Annotated in this window: 17 protein-coding genes; 14 read left to right on the top strand and 3 right to left on the bottom strand. The window is 63.8% G+C overall.

Annotation, left to right across the window (positions count from 1 at the left end; all coding sequences use genetic code 11):
• Positions 1-26 precede the first annotated feature (26 nt).
• Positions 27-197: a DUF7556 family protein gene (locus NGM06_RS15790; protein ID WP_254267881.1), complete on the bottom strand. Its 171-nt coding sequence runs from the start codon at positions 195-197 to the stop codon at positions 27-29.
• A gap of 297 nt (positions 198-494) precedes the next feature.
• Here NGM06_RS15790 and NGM06_RS15785 point away from each other — a divergent pair, with 297 nt between their 5' ends.
• From NGM06_RS15785 to NGM06_RS15720, 14 genes are all read left to right on the top strand, one after another.
• Positions 495-2,306: an ABC transporter substrate-binding protein gene (locus NGM06_RS15785; protein ID WP_254267880.1), complete on the top strand. Its 1,812-nt coding sequence runs from the start codon at positions 495-497 to the stop codon at positions 2,304-2,306.
• 210 nt (positions 2,307-2,516) lie between these two features.
• Entirely contained in the window at positions 2,517-3,533 is a 1,017-nt protein-coding gene (locus NGM06_RS15780; protein ID WP_254267879.1) for an ABC transporter permease, read from the top strand.
• Position 3,534: 1 nt separating this feature from the next.
• Positions 3,535-4,932: an ABC transporter permease gene (locus tag NGM06_RS15775; protein ID WP_254267878.1), complete on the top strand. Its 1,398-nt coding sequence runs from the start codon at positions 3,535-3,537 to the stop codon at positions 4,930-4,932.
• A complete protein-coding gene (locus NGM06_RS15770; RefSeq protein ID WP_254267877.1) occupies positions 4,932-6,014 on the top strand; it encodes an ABC transporter ATP-binding protein in 1,083 nt (360 codons plus the stop codon). Before NGM06_RS15775 ends, NGM06_RS15770 begins: the two co-directional genes overlap by 1 nt.
• The gene (locus tag NGM06_RS15765; RefSeq protein ID WP_254267876.1) at positions 6,011-7,342 is read left to right on the top strand and encodes an ABC transporter ATP-binding protein; all 1,332 of its coding nucleotides are present in this window, start codon (positions 6,011-6,013) and stop codon (positions 7,340-7,342) included. Before NGM06_RS15770 ends, NGM06_RS15765 begins: the two co-directional genes overlap by 4 nt.
• A complete protein-coding gene (locus NGM06_RS15760) occupies positions 7,343-7,816 on the top strand; it encodes a DUF7555 family protein (protein WP_254267875.1) in 474 nt (157 codons plus the stop codon).
• 155 nt (positions 7,817-7,971) lie between these two features.
• On the top strand, positions 7,972-8,559 hold the full coding sequence (locus tag NGM06_RS15755; RefSeq protein ID WP_254267874.1) for a DUF7529 family protein: 588 nt from the start codon (positions 7,972-7,974) through the stop codon (positions 8,557-8,559).
• Between the two features lie 81 nt (positions 8,560-8,640).
• On the top strand, positions 8,641-9,174 hold the full coding sequence (locus NGM06_RS15750; RefSeq protein ID WP_254267873.1) for a GrpB family protein: 534 nt from the start codon (positions 8,641-8,643) through the stop codon (positions 9,172-9,174).
• A 276-nt stretch (positions 9,175-9,450) separates the two neighbouring features.
• Positions 9,451-10,299, top strand: coding sequence for a CBS domain-containing protein (locus tag NGM06_RS15745; protein ID WP_254267872.1), 849 nt, complete (start codon positions 9,451-9,453; stop codon positions 10,297-10,299).
• Positions 10,296-12,041, top strand: coding sequence for a glycine--tRNA ligase (glyS, locus tag NGM06_RS15740; protein WP_254267871.1), 1,746 nt, complete (start codon positions 10,296-10,298; stop codon positions 12,039-12,041). The genes NGM06_RS15745 and glyS overlap by 4 nt, the downstream gene beginning before the upstream one ends.
• A 2-nt stretch (positions 12,042-12,043) precedes the next feature.
• A complete protein-coding gene (locus tag NGM06_RS15735; protein WP_254267870.1) occupies positions 12,044-12,628 on the top strand; it encodes a diacylglycerol/polyprenol kinase family protein in 585 nt (194 codons plus the stop codon).
• Between the two features lie 72 nt (positions 12,629-12,700).
• A complete protein-coding gene (locus tag NGM06_RS15730) occupies positions 12,701-13,756 on the top strand; it encodes a DUF7972 family membrane protein (RefSeq protein ID WP_254267869.1) in 1,056 nt (351 codons plus the stop codon).
• A 63-nt stretch (positions 13,757-13,819) separates the two neighbouring features.
• The gene (locus NGM06_RS15725) at positions 13,820-16,273 is read left to right on the top strand and encodes a DEAD/DEAH box helicase (RefSeq protein WP_254267868.1); all 2,454 of its coding nucleotides are present in this window, start codon (positions 13,820-13,822) and stop codon (positions 16,271-16,273) included.
• A 199-nt stretch (positions 16,274-16,472) separates the two neighbouring features.
• A complete protein-coding gene (locus NGM06_RS15720) occupies positions 16,473-16,775 on the top strand; it encodes a hypothetical protein (RefSeq protein ID WP_254267867.1) in 303 nt (100 codons plus the stop codon).
• Here the strand turns inward: NGM06_RS15720 and NGM06_RS15715 are convergent.
• A complete protein-coding gene (locus tag NGM06_RS15715; protein WP_254267866.1) occupies positions 16,762-17,154 on the bottom strand; it encodes a universal stress protein in 393 nt (130 codons plus the stop codon). The genes NGM06_RS15720 and NGM06_RS15715 overlap by 14 nt on opposite strands.
• 24 nt (positions 17,155-17,178) lie before the next feature.
• Complete coding sequence (locus tag NGM06_RS15710) at positions 17,179-17,946, bottom strand: Sjogren's syndrome/scleroderma autoantigen 1 family protein (protein WP_254267865.1); 768 nt, start codon at positions 17,944-17,946, stop codon at positions 17,179-17,181.
• Positions 17,947-17,960 lie beyond the last annotated feature (14 nt).

The raw sequence follows: 17,960 nt of genomic DNA, 5'->3' as shown, positions 1-17,960 counted from the left end.
GGAAGAAAAACGCCGTTTAGGCGACGCTACTGCCAGTCTTGGAGGGTGACGCTGCCGGATACGGGAACCGAAAGCCACGCGTCGTCGGCCGTCGTATCTGCGATGATGAGTCGCTCCGTGCGACCATCATCGTCTAGCGAGGCCATAACCTCGCTCTGTGCGACCGACTGCGCCGGAGTGGCCGTGTTCGGGGCCATATGTGATACATGGTATCATGGGTTGATAAACGCTCCGAAACTGTAAACGGGTGGTCGGAATCGAAGTGCTCAAAATAGTGAGAATCGGTACCATCCCTCAATAGTAACAGCTGGCCGTCACGAACGCGGAACTCGAGAGGGGGAGACCAAGAGATACTACATCTCGTGCGAAACCGGACGTAAAATCAAAAGAACAGCAGAAATTCCTCTAGAGAAAAGCGATACAGGCGTTAAGGCGGTCTTTCTCTGGGTAACAAACGGTAAGTTTATCCGGTCTGGTTGACAACGGACCGTTGGATGACAGATACTGACAACGTTAGCCGTCGCCGCTTCCTGCAAGCGACCGGCGGTGCGGCATCGGCCGTCGCGCTGGCTGGCTGTACTGGCGGAGACGACAGCGACACGGAGACGACGACCACTGACTCTGGTGGAGACAGCAAGGAACGCAACCTCAAGATTACGTGGCGTCCCCTCGACACGCTCGACCCCGTCGCGTCGACCGACTCGGCGTCTGGGTGGGTAATTCAGCAAGTCAACGACACGTTGGCGAACTACAAGAACGGGGCAGTCGAGATCGAGAGCCGCCTCGCGACCGACTGGTCCATCGAGGACAACACCAAGTACACGTTCACGCTCGCGAAGGACGCAAAGTTCCACAACGGGAAGAAGGTCACCGCGCAGGACGTCGTCTACTCGTTCGAACGGCTCGCGGCGTCGGACAGTTCGCGGCGGGCATCGTTCATCCTCAACGACCTCGGCGTCAAGCACGAGACCAAGACCGTCACCAAGGACGGCGAAGAGGTCGAGGAGTACAAGCCGAACTCGCTCGCAGTGAACGCCGAGGACGAACACACGGTGAGCATCGAACTCTCCGAGCCGTTCCACGCGAGCCTCCCGATGCTGGCGTACACCTCGTTCTCGGTGATTCCGGAGGGAATCATCGGCGACGTCGGCGACTACGAGGGCGAGATGAGCCAGAAGAAGTTTGCGAAGCAGCCGGTCGGTGCTGGCCCGTTCAAGTTCGATCAGTGGCAGCAGGACACGAAGGCAGTGGTCAAGCGGTTCGACGACTACCACGGGAAGGTGCCGGAGGTCGCTGGCGTCCACTGGCAGCTCATCTCGGACGACACGGCCCGGTACACCTACCAGATGAACAAGAACGCCGACATGTTCAACATCCCCACCTCGAAGTTCGACCCGAACAAGGTCTCGGTCGAGAAGACCGACGACATGGGGCGCAAGCACGGCACCTACGGTCCCGTCCGGAACGGCGATACCGTCAACTTCGGCCGCGTCGGCGGCATCAGTAACCACTACGTCGGCTTCAACTGCGAGAAGGTCGACAAGAAGGTCCGGCAGGCGTTCGCCTACGCCCTCAACCAGGAGACGGTGTCCAACAACATCTTCAAGGGCCGCTCGAAGCCCGCCCAACACTTCACGCCGCCCGCCATCTTCCCCGGCGGCGCCAGCGGCTACGACGAACACGCCAAGAAGTACCCCTACGACAGCAGCAAGGCCCAGCTCCAGAAGGCCAAGGAGCTGATGAAGGAGGCCGGTTACGGGAAGGACAAGAAGCTCGACATCACGCTGACCACGTACGACGCGAACGTCTACATCGAGATCTCGAAACTGCTGCGCGACAAGTTGGCGAGCGCGTACATGAACATCTCCGTCGAGCCCGTGAAGTTCCCCACGCTGGTCAACCGCGGCCGGAACGGGAAGCTCGAGGTGTACACGCTCGGCTGGCTCATGGACTACCCCGCACCCGACAACTTCCTGAAGCTGCTGTACCCGCCCAAGACCGACACCTCCAAGAAGGGGATGGCGTCGTACGTCAACTGGTCTGGAACGGAAGCAGCGAAGAAGGCGACGGAAGCATGGGACAAGATTCAGGCCAACACCAAGCCCACCGAGGAGGCCCAGAAGGCCCGGAACGAAGCCTACCTGACGATGGAGGAGGCCAACTGGGAAGACGCGGTGATGATCCCGCTGGACCACCCGTACGAGGACCGCATGTCCTACGACTGGATCGACGTGCCGATGTTCGGCGGCGCGGGTCGCTCGCGCCAGATGCTGAACACCGCGAAGTTCACGGGTAAGCGCAACTAACCGCGGACGCTGTTCGCCGTCTTTTTCCGGAACGATGGATAGTTGTGATTACGAGAGTGGGGTATAGCCAGTCTAAGCCGTCCGAGATTGTCGGTTGGGGGAAAACACAAGACCTAATGAGACGAGTGTCAAAATAGCGGTCATGTGCGCGGTCCAGTTTGGGTACGTTCAATACGACAGGAGTAGCTGTCGCACCGGCGGTGGTTCGCCGTGAGCAGGTGGCAGTACTTCGCGAAGCGACTGTTGCTCTCGGTCCCGGTGTTACTGTTCGGGACATCGATCACGTTCCTCGTGATTCGTGCGGGACCGCTCGATCCGGTGTCCGCGATACTTGGACCACAGGGAAACCCGCAGGCGTACGAAACGATTCGACGCCAACTGGGACTGAATCAGCCGCTCTGGCAGCAGTACATCGACTACATGATAAACATGTTCACCTTCGACTTGGGCGAGTCGTGGGTGATCAGCCCGGACACCAGCGTGTACGCGCTGGTGACTAGCTACGCACCCCGAACCCTCTGGCTAGGGTTCTGGTCGGTCGTCATCGCTATCTTCATCGGCATCCCGCTGGGGTTCTACGCGGGACTCAACCCGAACACGCCAAGCGACTACTTGGCGTCGTTCGGCGGCATCGTCTGGCGCGCCATGCCGAACTTCTGGCTGGCGGTCATCCTGATGAGCGTCCTCTCGCAGTCGGGTGACTTCCTCTTCGGGTTCGACTGGGAGAACTGGCTGTTCCCGACGAACGTGACGGGGCCGCCGCCGCTCGGCAATCTCGCGTCGTTCGAAGGGTTCGTCACGGCGCTGAAGAAGATAGCGCCAGCCGCCATCGTTCTCGGTTCGGCGTCGATGGGCAACGAGATGCGCATCGGGCGGACCGCCGTGCTGGAGACGGTGAACTCCAACTTCATCGAGACGGCGAAGGCGAAGGGCGTCCCGCCGCGTTCGCTCGTCTGGAAGCACATCTTCCGGAACGCGCTCATTCCGCTCGTTCCCATCATCACCGGCGAGGCGTTCATCCTCATCGGTGGGTCGGTGCTGGTCGAGACGGTGTTCGACATCAGCGGTATCGGCTACCTGTTCTTCCAGGCGGTCAAGAACGGCGACATGCCGTTGGTCGGGTCGCTGATGTTCATCTTCATCCTGCTGGTGGTCCTGATCAACATCGTCCAAGACTTCCTGTACACGATAATCGACCCGCGAGTCGGCTACGACGGAGGTGCCTGATATGAGCGCAGATAGAGACCAAGAAGACGTTTCGATTGCGGCACGCATCAAGGAGAATCCGGGTCCCGCGTTGGGGTGGATGGTCGGTGCGCTGCTCCTGTTCGCGCTCGAAGCCGGGGCAGTCGTCCACTTCGTGACCAGCCTACTGGGTAACCCGGTCGAGTTACCGACGCTGCTCTCGCGAGAACTCATCCCGAACAACGGCTACGTGAAGCCGAACGGCGTGTGGAAGGAGACGTTCCTCGGTCTACCCGCGGCGTACGCGTGGGCGCTCCGGGTCGTCCTCATCTACGCCTACGCGTTCCTGTGGCTGGTGTGGCTCTGGCGAGGGTATCTCGTCTTCCGCGAGAACTACCGATACGCAGACTGGACTCCGCGCGACGATATGGTGGACCGACTCCGAAGCCACCGCTGGGGACAGTTCGGCGCGGTAATCGTGTTCGCGTTCGTCGTGATGGCGATGTTCGCACCGGCGCTCGGACCGACCACCGTCGAACGGACCATCTCCAATCCGTACTCACACTACATCGAGTACTACAACGACGACGGCCAACTCGAGAACGTCACCGTCGGGTCGGCCAACCTCGGGTCGCGCTCGCAGGGGACGCCCGACCGAAACGTCGGACCGATGGAGTACGACGATTACGGGCGGTGGCACCCCTTCGGGACGTTACCGTCGGGGAAAGACATGTTCACCTTCATGGCCGCCGGGGCGAGGATATCGCTGTTCATCGGTCTCACGTCCATCCTCGTCAGCGGGTTCATCGCCGTCGCGTTCGCGCTGGTGACCGCCTACTACAAGGGGCTGGTAGACCTCTTGGTGGTCATCTTAGGTGACTCCATAATGTCGTTACCCAGCCTCCTGTTCGTGATGCTGTTATCGGTGGTCCTCGGGGACACGTGGTTGGCCGACATCTACAGCGGCGGCTTCCTCCTCGCGGTCATCTTCGCGGGGACAGGGTGGCCGTTCCTGTGGCGGTCGGTCCGCGGACCGGCGATGCAGATCGCCGAACAGGAGTGGATCGACGCCGCGAAGAGCTTCGGCCAGCGACCGAGCGTGACGATGCGCAAGCACATGGCGCCGTATATCCTCGGCTACCTGCTGGTGTACTCCTCGATGCGCCTCGGCGGCATCATCATCGCCGTCGCGGGCCTCTCGTTCCTCGGACTGGGCGTCAGTCCGCCCACGCCCGAGTGGGGCCGCGCGGTCAACATCGGCCAATCGTACGTCACCACGTCGTCGTGGCACATCTCGTTCATCCCCGGCGTCCTCATCGTGCTGGTCGTGACCGCGTTCAACGCGCTCGGCGACGGCATCCGCGACGCCATCGACCCGCAGAGCGAGAGCGGCGAAGGCGAAGGTGCTGAAGTCGCCGCGGCCGGTGGAGGTGGTGCCTGATGGCACAGCGAGAGACCACCGAGTTCCGCGGCGAAGAGGACCCCCTGCTGTCGGTGCAGAACCTCCAGACCGCCTTCTTCACGGACAAGGAGACGATTCGCGCCGTGGACGGCGTGAGCTTCGACATCCGGCGCGGCGAGACCGTCGGCATCGTCGGCGAATCCGGGTCGGGCAAGAGCGTCACTGCCCGGTCGATCATGGGACTCGTGGACTCGCCCGGCCGCGTGCTGGACGGGAGTCGCATCGACTTCCGGGGCGAGGACCTCACGCAGAAGAGCGAGCGCGAGTACCGGGGCCTCCGCGGGAGCGACATCGCGATGGTGTTTCAGGACCCCCTGACCTCGCTCAACCCCGTCTACACGGTCGGCAATCAGATCAAGGAGTCGCTGCGACTCCACCAGAACATGCGGGGCGCAGCGGCCACCGAAGAGGCAATCAACCTGCTCGAAGCGGTCGGGATTCCGGACGCCTCGCGGCGTGTCAAGGAGTATCCCCACGAGTTCTCCGGCGGGATGCGCCAGCGCGCGGTCATCGCCATGGCGCTCGCCTGCGACCCGGAACTGCTCATCTGCGACGAGCCGACCACCGCGCTCGACGTGACGATTCAGGCTCAGATTCTCGAACTCCTACAGGACCTGCAGGACGAGCGAGACCTCGCCATCATGTTCATCACCCACGACATGGGCGTCATCGCCGAGATTTCGGACCGCGTGAACGTGATGTACGCGGGCGAAATCGTCGAGAGCGCGCCGGTCGAGGAGCTGTTCGAGAACCCGCGACACCCCTACACGCAGGGGCTTCTCAAGTCGATTCCGGGCAATCAGCCCGATGCCGAGCGGCTTCAGACCATCGAGGGCGACGTGCCCACGCCGAACGAACCTGCGAGTTACTGCCGGTTCGAGCCGCGATGTCCCAAGGCGTTCGAGGACTGCACGCAGGTCCACCCGGCGTCGGTCGAGGTCGACGCCGAAACAGACGACCACACCGCGGCGTGTCTGCTGTATCCCGAGGACGTCTCGCAGGAGGAGGCCGTCGAGTTACACGAGCAGCGTGAGAGTCAGCGGGAGGTGAGCCAGCGATGAGCGAACAAGTTCGACAGGAATCCGTCAGCGTCGCCACGGGCGAGACGCTCGTGGAGGTAAACGACCTCAAGACGTACTACGACGAGGGAGGCATCATCGAATCGAACCCGGTGAAAGCGGTGGACGGCGTCGATTTCGAGATCAAGCGCGGCGAGACGTTGGGTCTGGTCGGCGAGTCCGGGTGCGGGAAGACGACGCTCGGCCGGACGCTCATCCAACTCGAAGACGCGACCGACGGCGAGGTGCTGTTCGACGGCACCGACGTGACCGAACTGTCGGGGGCGGACCTGAAAGACTGGCGGCGCAACAGCCAGATGGTGTTTCAGGACCCCGAGTCCAGCCTCAACGACCGGATGACCGTCGGCGAAATCATCCGCGAACCGCTGGACGTTCACGACTGGAACACGGCTCAGGAGCGCCGCCAGCGCGTGCGCGAACTCCTCGACGTGGTGGGGCTGCAACCCGAACACTACTACCGCTACCCCCACCAGTTCTCGGGCGGGCAGCGCCAGCGCATCGGCATCGCCCGGGCGCTGGCGCTCGAACCCGAGTTCGTCGTCCTCGACGAACCGGTATCGGCGCTGGACGTGTCGGTGCAGGCCCAGATTCTCAACCTGCTGGAGGACCTGCAGGACGAGTTCGGCCTGACCTACCTGTTCATCGCTCACGACCTGAGCGTCGTCCGGCACATCTGCGACCGGGTGGCCGTGATGTACCTCGGTAACATCATGGAACTCGGCGACACCGCGGAGTTGTTCGACGACCCCAAGAACCCCTACACGCACTCGCTGCTGTCGGCGATTCCGGAACCCGACCCGACGTCCGACAAGGAGCGCATCACGCTGCGCGGGACGCCGCCGAGTCCGCGCGACCCGCCGAAGGGGTGTCCGTTCACGACGCGGTGTCCGATGAAGATTCGCCCCGATAAGTATCAGGACATGGACGCCGACACGTGGGTCGCCATCGAGGTGTTCCGCGAGGTGCTTCGGGAACGCTCTCGGGCCGACAAGTCGCTGACCGAGCAGGCCAAGGAGATGCTCGGGATGGAGACGCGGTTCTCCGACATCGGCGAGATCAAACGCGAACTGTTCGGCGACATCGACCTCGCGAACGAGGTCGAACAGTACATCGACGAGGCGGCCAGTTACGTCGAGGACAACGAGGAGGGCGAGGCGCGGCGACTCCTCCGCGAGGAGTTCGGGAGCATCTGCGACACCGAGAAACCCGACGACTACGTGGTCAGCGACAGCGGGCGAGTCAGCCACTGTCACCGCCACGAGTCGGAGTACACGGAACCGGACGACTTCGTGCCGTACACCGAACGGTAGATGTCGCCCACGTCCTCGGACGCGTCCACCGCGTCGTCGGCCGCCCGGCGCACTCGTCAGGTCGTCGACGCCGTCGTCTACGCGTTCGCGGTCGCCGGGGTGGTGTTCGTCGTCGGTGCGCTACTCGGACTCGCGGTCGGCGGCGGTCTCGTGACCGCGAAGTACGTGATGTTCGTCGTCGGTCTCCTCGCGTTCGGGTACGCGACGTTCCAGATGCGTCCGGACCCGCCGTGGGACACCGAACAGACCGACGACGGCACGGTGACGGTGACGAGAAACGACCAGTCGGGAACCGTCATCGGCGGCCGAGACGAGACCGCGTTTCAGGCGGCGGTCCAGCGGATTCCGCCGCTCCCGTGGTACTCGCTCCCGCCGGACGAGCGGTTCCCGGTGCCGTTCAAGATGTTCCTCGCCAGTCTGGCGACGCTCGCGTGGTCGTTCGTGATGGAGACGGTGTTCGGCGTCGCGGTGTGACTGTCGGCGAGGGGCGCAGGTATCGGGAGGGGCGTGACACACGATTTTCAGTCGCACGGTCTCACGCACGTCGGAGAACTTCGGTTCTCGCCGGAGCGTGCCCGGTTGGCACCCAAACAACAGGTTTTACCATAAGAAGGCCGTCAGACGTACACATGCCAAAGATTGGGGACGGGGACGACGAACCCGACTACGCCGAGCAGATCGCCGCGAGTGCAGACGTTCACAAGGGCGCGTGGCAGCGCACCATCGAGGACATGGAGGCGATGGCAGCGGAGTTAGAGGAAGACGGCTGGGACGTCGTCACCATCGGGTCGGGTCACACCGCGCCGACGAACCCCGACGCGGGCGAGACCGACCGCTGGGGCTTCGTCCACGTCGTTCCCGACAACGAGGCCGAACCGTTCACCGAGGCGGTCGAGACGGGCGATTTCCCGCGGTACCGCGTGTTCCGAAACGAGATGCAGGGGCGCATCTTCATGCTGACCCAACTGCTCGACCCCGACTCGGAGACGGCCATCCTCATCGCGGGCAACTTCGAGGTCCGGCACGCGCCCGGACTGGTCAAGACCGCGCTGAAGGAAGACGAGATGTACACTCACGTCCAGAAACTCGACCAGACTCACCTCGGGTCGTTCCGTCACGACGACGTGGAGAAGTTCTTCCCGGACCCACACAAGTACGCGGGCTATCAGGTGGACTTCGAGGGCGTGCTGGACGACGAGGCGGCCGAATCGGAGTAAGTCGGTCCCCGTCGTCCGAAGCGAGCAGTACGAGTTCGACCATCCCACAACGATTTTTGTCAAGTACATTGACGTTTCTCTATGGACGAAACGCCGATTACGATTCACGACTACGACCCGGAGTGGCCGGAGACGTTCGAGGCGGAACGACGCCGGATTGGGGCGTTGCTCGCGGAGTACACGGCTCGCATCGAACACATCGGAAGTACGGCGGTGCCGGGCCTCGGCGCGAAGCCGGTTATCGACGTTCTGGCCGTCGTGACCGACCTTCCGGAGGTCTGGGGGGACCTCGACAAACTCAGTGCGGGCTTCGGATACGAACTGAGCCACATCCCCGCCGACTGGCTGTTCGTGCAACGGACTGACGGTTCGGGTCAGCAATACAACCTCCACCTCGTCCGCGAATCGAACGACCAGTGGAAGGACGACCTGCTGTTCCGGGAGTATCTGCGGACTTACCCGGACGTGCGCGACGAGTACGAGACCGTAAAGCGAGATGCGGCCGAATCTCATCCCGACGACATCAACGCATACAACGCGGCGAAGGACGATTTCTGTCGGTCCGTGCTTTCGCGGGCCAGAGCTGACGACGCTGTCGTGGTACCTGAGGGGTGAAATTTCCGCTTCGAGAAGTCACGCCACGGGAGCGCGGTTACCGAACCGAGCGGAGTTTCCGAGTTACCGACGAGAGTCGGATAGTTCGTCAGGACTAGCGACAGGTTCGAGCAAAGCGAGACTGCACGACGAGGCGCGCTCGCACGCGCCGGAGACGGGAATCAGCCAGCGGGTCCGATACCTTTTCGCCGATACCTTCGAAAACGGGGAGATTCGAACGGAGAGCGAGCGTTCGGTTCGTAGACTACAAGACGCCCCGACACGTATCGCGCGAACATGAAAGTCGGCGAAGCCATGACGCCCCGCTCGGAGGTCGTTACCGTCGAGCTTCCGGGCACCCGCGACGACGTGCTAGAGTATCTCCAAGAGCGGTCGTTCTCGTCCGTTCCCGTGGTCAAGACCACCGACGGAGTCGAGGAGTTCCGCGGACTCATCTCGCGCGAGGACCTCATCGAGAACCCGGACGAGGACCAACTCGCCATGCTGATGCGCGACGTTCCGACCACCACGCAGGACACCACCCTCGAAGCGGTGGCGGCCCTGATGATAGACGAGGGCGCGCGCCGCGTCCCGGTCGTGGACGGCGAACTGGAGGGCATCGTCACCGTCACCGACGTGGTGCGGGCCATCGCCGACGGAGACGCCGACGGCGGCGAGGCGGTCGGCGACATCGCTTCGCGCGACGTGAACACCACCTACGTCGAGGTGCCCCTGACGGTCGCCGAGCGCGAACTCTACTACGCGAATCTCCCCTACGCCGTCGTCCTCGACGAGGAAGGCGAGATGGACGGCGTGCTGACCGAGGTGGACATCATCGACGTCGCCCGGGTTGTCGAGGGCGAGGACGACACCGGCGACTCGCTGGCCGACGAGGACGACGACTGGAAGTGGGAGTCCATCAAGGCGGTGGGGAAGCGCTACCTCCCGACCCGGAACGTCGAGATTCCGGCCGCGCCGGTCCGCGAGTTCATGACCGACGACGTGGTGACGGTCTCGGGCGAGAAGACCGCCAAGCAGGCGGCCCAGACGATGCTCACCAACGACATCGAGCAGATTCCGCTGGTGAGAGGCGACGAACTCACGGGCATCGTTCGGGACGTGAACCTCGTGGAGGCGATACGATGACTCGAAACGACCTCGTGGAACTCGCAAAGCGCCGCGGGTACTTCTTCCAGTCGGCTGGCGCGTACGGCGGCGTCTCCGGGTTCTACACCTACGGTCCGCAGGGCGCGACGCTCAAGCAGAACGTCGAGAACTCGTGGCGCGAGCGCTTCCAAGTTCGGGAGGGCCACCGCGAAATCGACGCCCCGACCGTGATGCCCGAACCCGTCTTCGAGGCGTCGGGCCACCTCGACACCTTCGACGACATGCTGGTCGAGTGCCCCGAGTGCGGCGAGAGCCACCGCGCCGACCACCTCATCGAGGACAACACGGACATCGAGGAGGCCGAGAGCATCGCCATCTCGGAGGTCGAGGACCTCATCTCCGAACACGACCTCCAGTGTCCGAACTGCGGCACCGAACTCGGCGGCGTTCCGGTCGAGGACTTCAACCTGATGTTCGAGACCAACATCGGTCCCGGTAGCTCCTCGCCGGGCTACCTCCGTCCCGAGACCGCACAGGGCATCTTCGTGGAGTTCCCGCAACTCGCAGAGTACGCCCGCAACCAGCTTCCGTTCGGCATCACCCAGATCGGCAAGGCCTACCGCAACGAGATCAGCCCCCGGAAGTCCATCGTCCGCGTCCGGGAGTTCACGCAGGCCGAACTGGAGCACTTCATCGACCCGACCGAGGACGAACCCCAACTCGACCGCGTGGCGGACGTGGAACTCAAACTCTACCCGGCCGAGGAGCAGGAGAAAGAGGACGGCGAGTACGTCTACAAGACCGTCGAGGAGGCGGTCGAAGAGGGTCTCGTCCACGAGTGGGTCGCCTACTATCTGGGCGTCGGCAAGCAGTGGTACGAGTCCATCGGCGTGGACATGGACCGCTTCCGGTTCCGCCAGCACCTCTCTGGCGAACTGGCCCACTACGCGGCCGACTGCTGGGACGCCGAGTCGGAAGTAGACGGTGACTGGATAGAGATTACTGGCTTCGCCTACCGGAGCGACTACGACCTGAGCAAGCACGACGAGTACTCCGACGACGACTTCACCGTCTTCAAGCAGTACGACGAACCGAAGGTAGTCGAGCGGGCGACCGTGGACCCCGACATGAGCTACCTCGGTCCGGAGTTCGGCGGTGCCGCGGGCGACGTGGCCACCGAACTCGAACTGCTGGCCGAGCGCGACCGCACGGCCTTCGACGGCGAGACGGTCACGGTCGAAGTCGAGGGCGACGAACACGAGATTCCGGTCGAGAAGACCGGGTTCGCCGTCGAGGAGGTCAAGGAGACCGGCGAACACATCATGCCGCACGTCGTGGAACCCTCCATCGGTATCGACCGCGTCATCTACACCGTCCTCGACCACGCCTACGAGGAGGACGAGATCGAGGGCGAGACGCGGAGCTATCTCTCGCTCGAACCCGACGTCGCGCCCACCTTCGTCGGCGTCTTCCCGCTGGTCGATAAGGAGGGCATGGACGACCGCGCCCGCGACATCGCCGACGACCTCCGCGCCGAGGGCTTCGACGTGACCTACGACGACTCGGGCAGCATCGGCCGACGCTACCGCCGACAGGACGAGGTGGGGACGCCGTTCTGTATCACGGTGGACGACGAGACGGCCGACACCGTGACCCTGCGGGAGCGCGACTCGACCGAGCAGGTCCGGGTCGAGACCGAGGACCTGCCGGACCTGCTCGCGGACCTCCGCGAGGGCGAGACCACCTTCGCGGAACTGGACGCGACCGCACCAGAACAGTAACCGTGTCGCTCCACAGCGAGGTCAAGCGCCGACTCGTCCACGTCTCTGGGACGGGGTATCCGGCGCTCTACCTGCTCGACCTCGCGTCCTACGACCAGTTGCGACTCCTGCTCGTCGCGAGTTCGGTCGGCGCGCTGGTTCTGGAGGCGGTTCGGCTGTTCGTCGGTCTCGACTGGCGCATCTTCGACGAACTCACCCGCGAGTACGAGCAGGAGAATCTGGCCGGGTACGCCCTCTACATGTTCGGGATGACCGCGGCGACGCTGGCGTTCGGTCCCCGGGTGGCGATTCCCGCCATGCTGATGCTCACCATCGCCGACCCCATCAGCGGACTGGCCGGGTCGGGCGAGTTGGGCGTGAAGGCGACCCACACCCTCCTGCTCACCTTCGGGGTCTGTCTGCTCATCACGAGTCTGTCGGGGCTTCCGCTGGTGACCGCCACGCTCGGTGCGCTGGCCGCGACGCTGGCCGACGGGATGAAACCCATCGTCGCGGGATACGTCATCGACGACAACCTCACGATTCCGGTCGGGTCGGCGGTCGTGATGTACCTCACGCTGCGGTACCTGCCGACGGTCTCGGTCTGAGACCGACCCTCCGAGACGACCGGTCGCGCACGGCCGAACCCCATTTCCGGACGAGTCACGGTAGGTACCGGTATGGACGGGGAACGGGGAGAGGAGGTGACCGGACCGACCGTGAGTTCCGACCGTCCCGAACCGCGGGAGAAATTGACCCAGATACACGAACTGGTCTTCCTGACCGGGAACCGACTGCTACTGGCGGCCGTTCTCCTCGTCGCGTTTCTGCTCGTCGTCCTCGCCATCGAACTCCGGACCAGCGCGGCCAGTCAGCACCTAGTGCCGTTGTTCTACATGTCGAGCGCCATCGTCGGCGGGAACTTCACCCTGCTCACCATCGTCATCTCCATCAACCAACTCGTCATCTCTCGACAATTGAGCGCGCCCGGCGAGTTACGAGAGCAAATCGAGGACACGACCGACTACCGCGAGGCGTCGGTCGAGTTGGTCGAGGAGCGGGTTCTACCGCCGACCCCGGCGAAGTTCCTCGACGTGCTTCTCGGCGGTGTGCAGGACTCCGTACGCGAACTGGAGGGGCATCGGTCGAAGGTCGTCAGCGACGACGCCGTCGATGCCATCGACGGGGTTCTCGAACCGCTCGAAGAGCAGATCGGGCGGGCGAAACTGGAACTCGAAGCGGAGGACACGACCACCTTCGAGGCGTTGGTCGTCAGCCTGAACACCAACTACTCCGACGACATCTACCACCTTCAGCGCTTGAAGACGGCGTACGACGACGAGTTCACGTCGGACATCGACGACTGTCTCGACGAACTGGTGACCGGTCTCAAGCAAATCGACGTGGCGCGGCAGTATCTGAAGACGGTCTACATTCAGGCGGAACTGTCTCGACTGTCGCGCAACCTCATGTACATCGGCGTCCCCGTGATTCTCGTCGCGCTAGCGCTGATGGTGCTGTTCGTCAGTACGCGACAGTCGGCCCTCACTCCGAGGCAACTGTCCATCGTCTCCCCGGTGTTCGCGACAGTCGGCGCGACTCCCCTCGCGGTGTTATTCGCGTACGTCCTTCGCCTCTCGGTCGTCTCCGAGCGCACGGCGGCCATCACGCCGTTCACGACGCCGACGCAGGAAGCGACGCCGTTCGGGGCGATAACCGAAGAGACCGAGGACTGACGGATTTCACTTTCACCCCGATAGCCGAACCCTTTAATCGGAGCACGACCAACCTGCCCACGAATGGCGACGACCGGGGACCAGCAGTACGTGGACCACGAACTCCTCGCGCCGGAGTTCATCGAGCGCCGGATGTACCAGTTGCAACTCGCGGGGTCGGCGAAGGACCGCCACACGCTGGTCTGCCTGCCGACCGGACTGGGGAAGACGACGGTGAGTCTGCTGGTCACCGCCGAGCGACTGGCCGACGTCGGGGGAAAGAGTCTGCTGCTCGCGCCGACGAAACCGCTCGTCCAGCAGCACGCCGACTTCTACCGGGAGGCCCTCGAAATTCCGGACGACGACATCGTGGTGTTCACCGGTGAGGTCCGACCCGACGAGCGCACGGAACTCTGGCAGAGCGCGCAGGTGGTCATCGCGACCCCGCAGGTCGTGGAGAACGACCTCGTCGGAAGCCGAATCGACCTGCGCGACGTGACCCACGTCACCTTCGACGAGTGTCACCGCGCGACCGGCGACTACGCCTACAACTACATCGCCGAGCGCTACCATCAGGACGCCGAGAAGCCGCTCGTGACGGGGATGAGCGCCTCGCCCGGTGGCGACGAGGAGGAGATTCTGGAGGTCTGCGAGAACCTCGGCATCGAGAACGTGGAGGTGATGACCGAGGAGGATTCCGACGTGGACGACTACACCCACGACACCGAGGTGGAGTGGGAGCGCGTCGAACTGCCCGACGAGGTGCTGGAGATTCGGGACGCGCTCAACGACGTCGTGGAAGACCGACTGGGGAAACTGAAGGAACTCGGCATCACCCGCAAGACCAGCGCCGACCTCTCGGAGACCGACATCAAGAAGATGCGGGCCGAACTCCAGCAACTCATCGACAACGACCAGTCGGAGGGGTACAAGGGGATGTCGGCGCTCGCCGAGATTCGGAAACTGCGGACCGCGGTGACCTACGTCGAGACCCAGAGCGTCGAGGCGCTCCGGCGGTACTTCGAGCGCCAGCGCAACGCCGCCAAGTCCTCGGGCGCGTCGAAGGCGAGCCAGCGGTTCGTCTCCGAACCCAAAGTGCAGGAGGCGATGCGGAGGGCCGAGGAGTACGACGGTCTCCACCCGAAGTACTCCCGTGCCCGGATGCGAATCGCCGAGACGCTCGGCATCGAGAACGGCGAGCGCGTCATCGTGTTCACGGAGTCCCGCGACACCGCGGAGGCCCTGACCGAGTTCTTGGGCGAGCACTTCGACACCCAGCGGTTCGTCGGACAGGGCGACAAGGAGGGCAGCGACGGGATGACCCAGAACGAACAACAGGAGGTGTTAGACCGGTTCAAGGCCAACGAGTTCGAGGTGCTGGTCTCGACGTCGGTCGCCGAGGAGGGACTGGACGTGCCGGAAGTGGACCTCGTGATGTTCTACGAACCGGTCCCCACCGCGATTCGGTCCATCCAGCGCAAGGGCCGGACCGGACGACAGGCCGAGGGCCGGGTCGCGGTTCTGCTCGCCGAGGACACCCGCGACGAGGCTTACTTCTGGATTTCCAAGCGCCGCGAGGACGAGATGGAAGACGAACTCCGGAAACTGAAGGGAGTCGCCGACGAGGTCGAAGAGGAGTTAGACGACTCCCAGCGCCAACTCGCCGATTTCGACAGCGGCGGGTCCAGCAGCGAGGACGGGGACTCCCGGACCGACGTGGAACCCGGTTTACAGGCGTTCGAGGCGAGCGAGGAAGACCGCGACGACGGAGCGGAAGACGACAACGCTACGGAGACCGACCGCGACGGGTCGGAGGAAACTACGGACGCCGAAGCAATCGAGGACGAGACGGAGGGCGTCGTCGCCACCGCCGAACCCGACGACGAGACGGTCGAAATCGTCGCCGACCAGCGCGAACTCGACTCCACCATCGCACGCGACCTCTCGACCCGAGAGGGAATCGAGACGCGCCTCGAAACCCTCTCGGTCGGCGACTACGTGCTGAGCGACCGCGTGGTGGTCGAGCGCAAGTCGGTCACCGACTTCCTCGACACCCTGACCGGCGGCGACCGGTCGATGTTCGAGCAGTTGGGCGACGCGACGCGCCACTACGCCCGCCCGGTTCTGGTTCTGGAGGGCGAGGGCCTCTACGAGGAGCGAAACGTCCACCCCAACGCGGTCCGCGGAGCGTTGGCGTCGTTGGCGGTCGATTTCGGCACGAGCGTTCTCCGGACGACCGGCGAGGACGACACCGCCGACCTGCTGGAGGTCATCGCCACTCGCGAGCAGGAAAAGGACGACCGCGAAGTGTCGGTCCACGGCGAGAAGGCGAGCAAGACGCTGGCCGAACAGCAGGAGTACGTCGTCTCGTCCATCGCCGACATCGGTCCCGTGACCGCCCGGTCGCTCTTGGAGGAGTTCAAGACCGTGGAAGCGGTCATGACTGCCCGGGAGGACGATTTACTGGACGTTCAAGGCGTCGGTGAAGTGACCGCCGAACGCGTCCGCGAAGTCGTCGGCAGCGAGTACGACCGGTAGTGGTACCACTCGGTCGTAAACAGTCGCGAACGATTCGGTAAAATCCGCCGTTACCTCCTCGCGTTTCGAGCGTTCCACCGTGCGAAACCGTGGCTTACTCCCGGGAGAAACGGTGTAATACCGCGTTTTCCGGCGAAACTGTATAGAACAGCCACGGCGACTTAAGCCAGCTAAGAATGTTTGTTTGGGTACCGAGTAAATGAAATACGAACAGCCTTCCACCGAGGACACGACGGGAAGTGCAGGTTCGCTCTACGGGGAGTCGGAGAGTACCGAAGAGCACGACGAGCGCGCTCTCTACGGTGAACCGTGCCACGAGATCAGTTCCGACGACGACCTCCAGCGACTGTACGGCGAACCGCAACACGAGATTCGCGACGAACCTCGTGACTTTCCGGACGTCGAACTCCTCTTCGTACGACTGCAGGTCGAGTCCGCCGCCGGACCGACCGTGCTACCGCCCCGTTCGGAGTCCTCGACCGTGAGCCCTACGGAACAATAGTTACCGGCACTGCTTCTTCCTGAACGACCGTGTGTGCGGCGCTTCCGAGTATGGCCCTGTCGATAGCGTTGCCGCCGTGATGACCCATCACGACGTGGTCGTAACTTCGCTCGTCCACGAGTTCGAGGATGTCTTTCCCCACCCGCTCGGCCGGTCGGAACGACAGGTCCACGTCGGTCGATACCTCCGGTTCGTCGATGACGCCCGCTTCGTCGAGACGCTCGCGCGCACGGTCGAGAATGTCGTCGGTCGCGTCCGTCTCGACGTCGGTGATGTGGACGACGTGCAGCGAGGCCTCGAATCGGCGGGCGAACTCGATGGCGAAGTCGAGGGCGCGGAAACTACACTCCGAACCGTCGATCGGGACGAGGATGTTCATACGTTCAAGAAGAGTTGCGACCTGTTAACGGTTCGCCCGGTCGAGCGCCGCGAGGGCTTCGGCGGCCTCTCGGGTGGCCGCGAGCAGGTCACGGGCGCGGGCCACGTCGTCGGTCGTCTCGGCCTCGTGCGCGAGCGACGAGAGCTTTCGGACGAGCGCTTCGCGGGCGGTACCGAGGTCGTCGCGGTGGGCCGACGTCGCGCCGTGCGCGTGCCGGTGCCCGGAGGCGTTCGCAGAACTGCGGTCCCGGGCTGAACGTCTCTCGTCGGCCCGACGCTGACTAACGGGATTCTCAGTCGGTGCGTCGCGGGACTGGCCGTCGCGGCGGTCGGCGTCGGTCTGTGACGGCGGGCGGCGCAGGTCCGACCGGTCGGCGTGCTGGTCGGCGACTCGCACGTCGTTGATTTCGACGTAGGGTTCGTCGTCGGCGTCGTCTGACTCGTCGGCCGTCGATCGGTCGGCAGTTTCCGCAGTGGACTGGTCTCGGTCGGCGTTCGCCTCTGCCTGCGCGGGCGTCTCTGCGGGCTGTTGGGACTGCTCGCTCGGGTCACCGTTCTGACTCTCGGCCTGCGCGCGCGCCTCGTGCTGGCAGGTCGGGCAGAACTCCTGTCCGTCGTATCGGAAGATTGGGTCGCCGCAGTTGTCGCAGTGCTTGCCCGTCATGGTCGCGCCCTGCAGGAGGAGTTCGCTCATCCGGCGCGTGTTCTCGCGGTCCTGCCCCTCGTCGCCGTACTTCTCTCGAAGTTTCTCGCGCTCGGCCTCCTTGTCGAACTCCGAGTCGTCGCTGCTCATGTCCGTCAAGAGGA

Source organism: Halorussus aquaticus (assembly GCF_024218795.1).
In the GTDB taxonomy this organism is placed as follows: domain Archaea; phylum Halobacteriota; class Halobacteria; order Halobacteriales; family Haladaptataceae; genus Halorussus; species Halorussus aquaticus.
This window is presented reverse-complemented; position numbering and strand designations above follow the sequence as displayed.

Coding starts and splice junctions, on each gene's coding strand:
- NGM06_RS15745 (WP_254267872.1), top strand. CDS start 9,451: ATGAAAGTCGGCGAAGCCATGACGCCCCGCTCGGAGGTCGTTACCGTC.
- NGM06_RS15710 (WP_254267865.1), bottom strand. CDS start 17,946: ATGAGCAGCGACGACTCGGAGTTCGACAAGGAGGCCGAGCGCGAGAAA.
- NGM06_RS15790 (WP_254267881.1), bottom strand. CDS start 197: ATGGCCCCGAACACGGCCACTCCGGCGCAGTCGGTCGCACAGAGCGAG.
- NGM06_RS15775 (WP_254267878.1), top strand. CDS start 3,535: ATGAGCGCAGATAGAGACCAAGAAGACGTTTCGATTGCGGCACGCATC.
- glyS (WP_254267871.1), top strand. CDS start 10,296: ATGACTCGAAACGACCTCGTGGAACTCGCAAAGCGCCGCGGGTACTTC.
- NGM06_RS15725 (WP_254267868.1), top strand. CDS start 13,820: ATGGCGACGACCGGGGACCAGCAGTACGTGGACCACGAACTCCTCGCG.
- NGM06_RS15715 (WP_254267866.1), bottom strand. CDS start 17,154: ATGAACATCCTCGTCCCGATCGACGGTTCGGAGTGTAGTTTCCGCGCC.
- NGM06_RS15760 (WP_254267875.1), top strand. CDS start 7,343: ATGTCGCCCACGTCCTCGGACGCGTCCACCGCGTCGTCGGCCGCCCGG.
- NGM06_RS15765 (WP_254267876.1), top strand. CDS start 6,011: ATGAGCGAACAAGTTCGACAGGAATCCGTCAGCGTCGCCACGGGCGAG.
- NGM06_RS15750 (WP_254267873.1), top strand. CDS start 8,641: ATGGACGAAACGCCGATTACGATTCACGACTACGACCCGGAGTGGCCG.
- NGM06_RS15770 (WP_254267877.1), top strand. CDS start 4,932: ATGGCACAGCGAGAGACCACCGAGTTCCGCGGCGAAGAGGACCCCCTG.
- NGM06_RS15785 (WP_254267880.1), top strand. CDS start 495: ATGACAGATACTGACAACGTTAGCCGTCGCCGCTTCCTGCAAGCGACC.
- NGM06_RS15720 (WP_254267867.1), top strand. CDS start 16,473: ATGAAATACGAACAGCCTTCCACCGAGGACACGACGGGAAGTGCAGGT.
- NGM06_RS15730 (WP_254267869.1), top strand. CDS start 12,701: ATGGACGGGGAACGGGGAGAGGAGGTGACCGGACCGACCGTGAGTTCC.
- NGM06_RS15755 (WP_254267874.1), top strand. CDS start 7,972: ATGCCAAAGATTGGGGACGGGGACGACGAACCCGACTACGCCGAGCAG.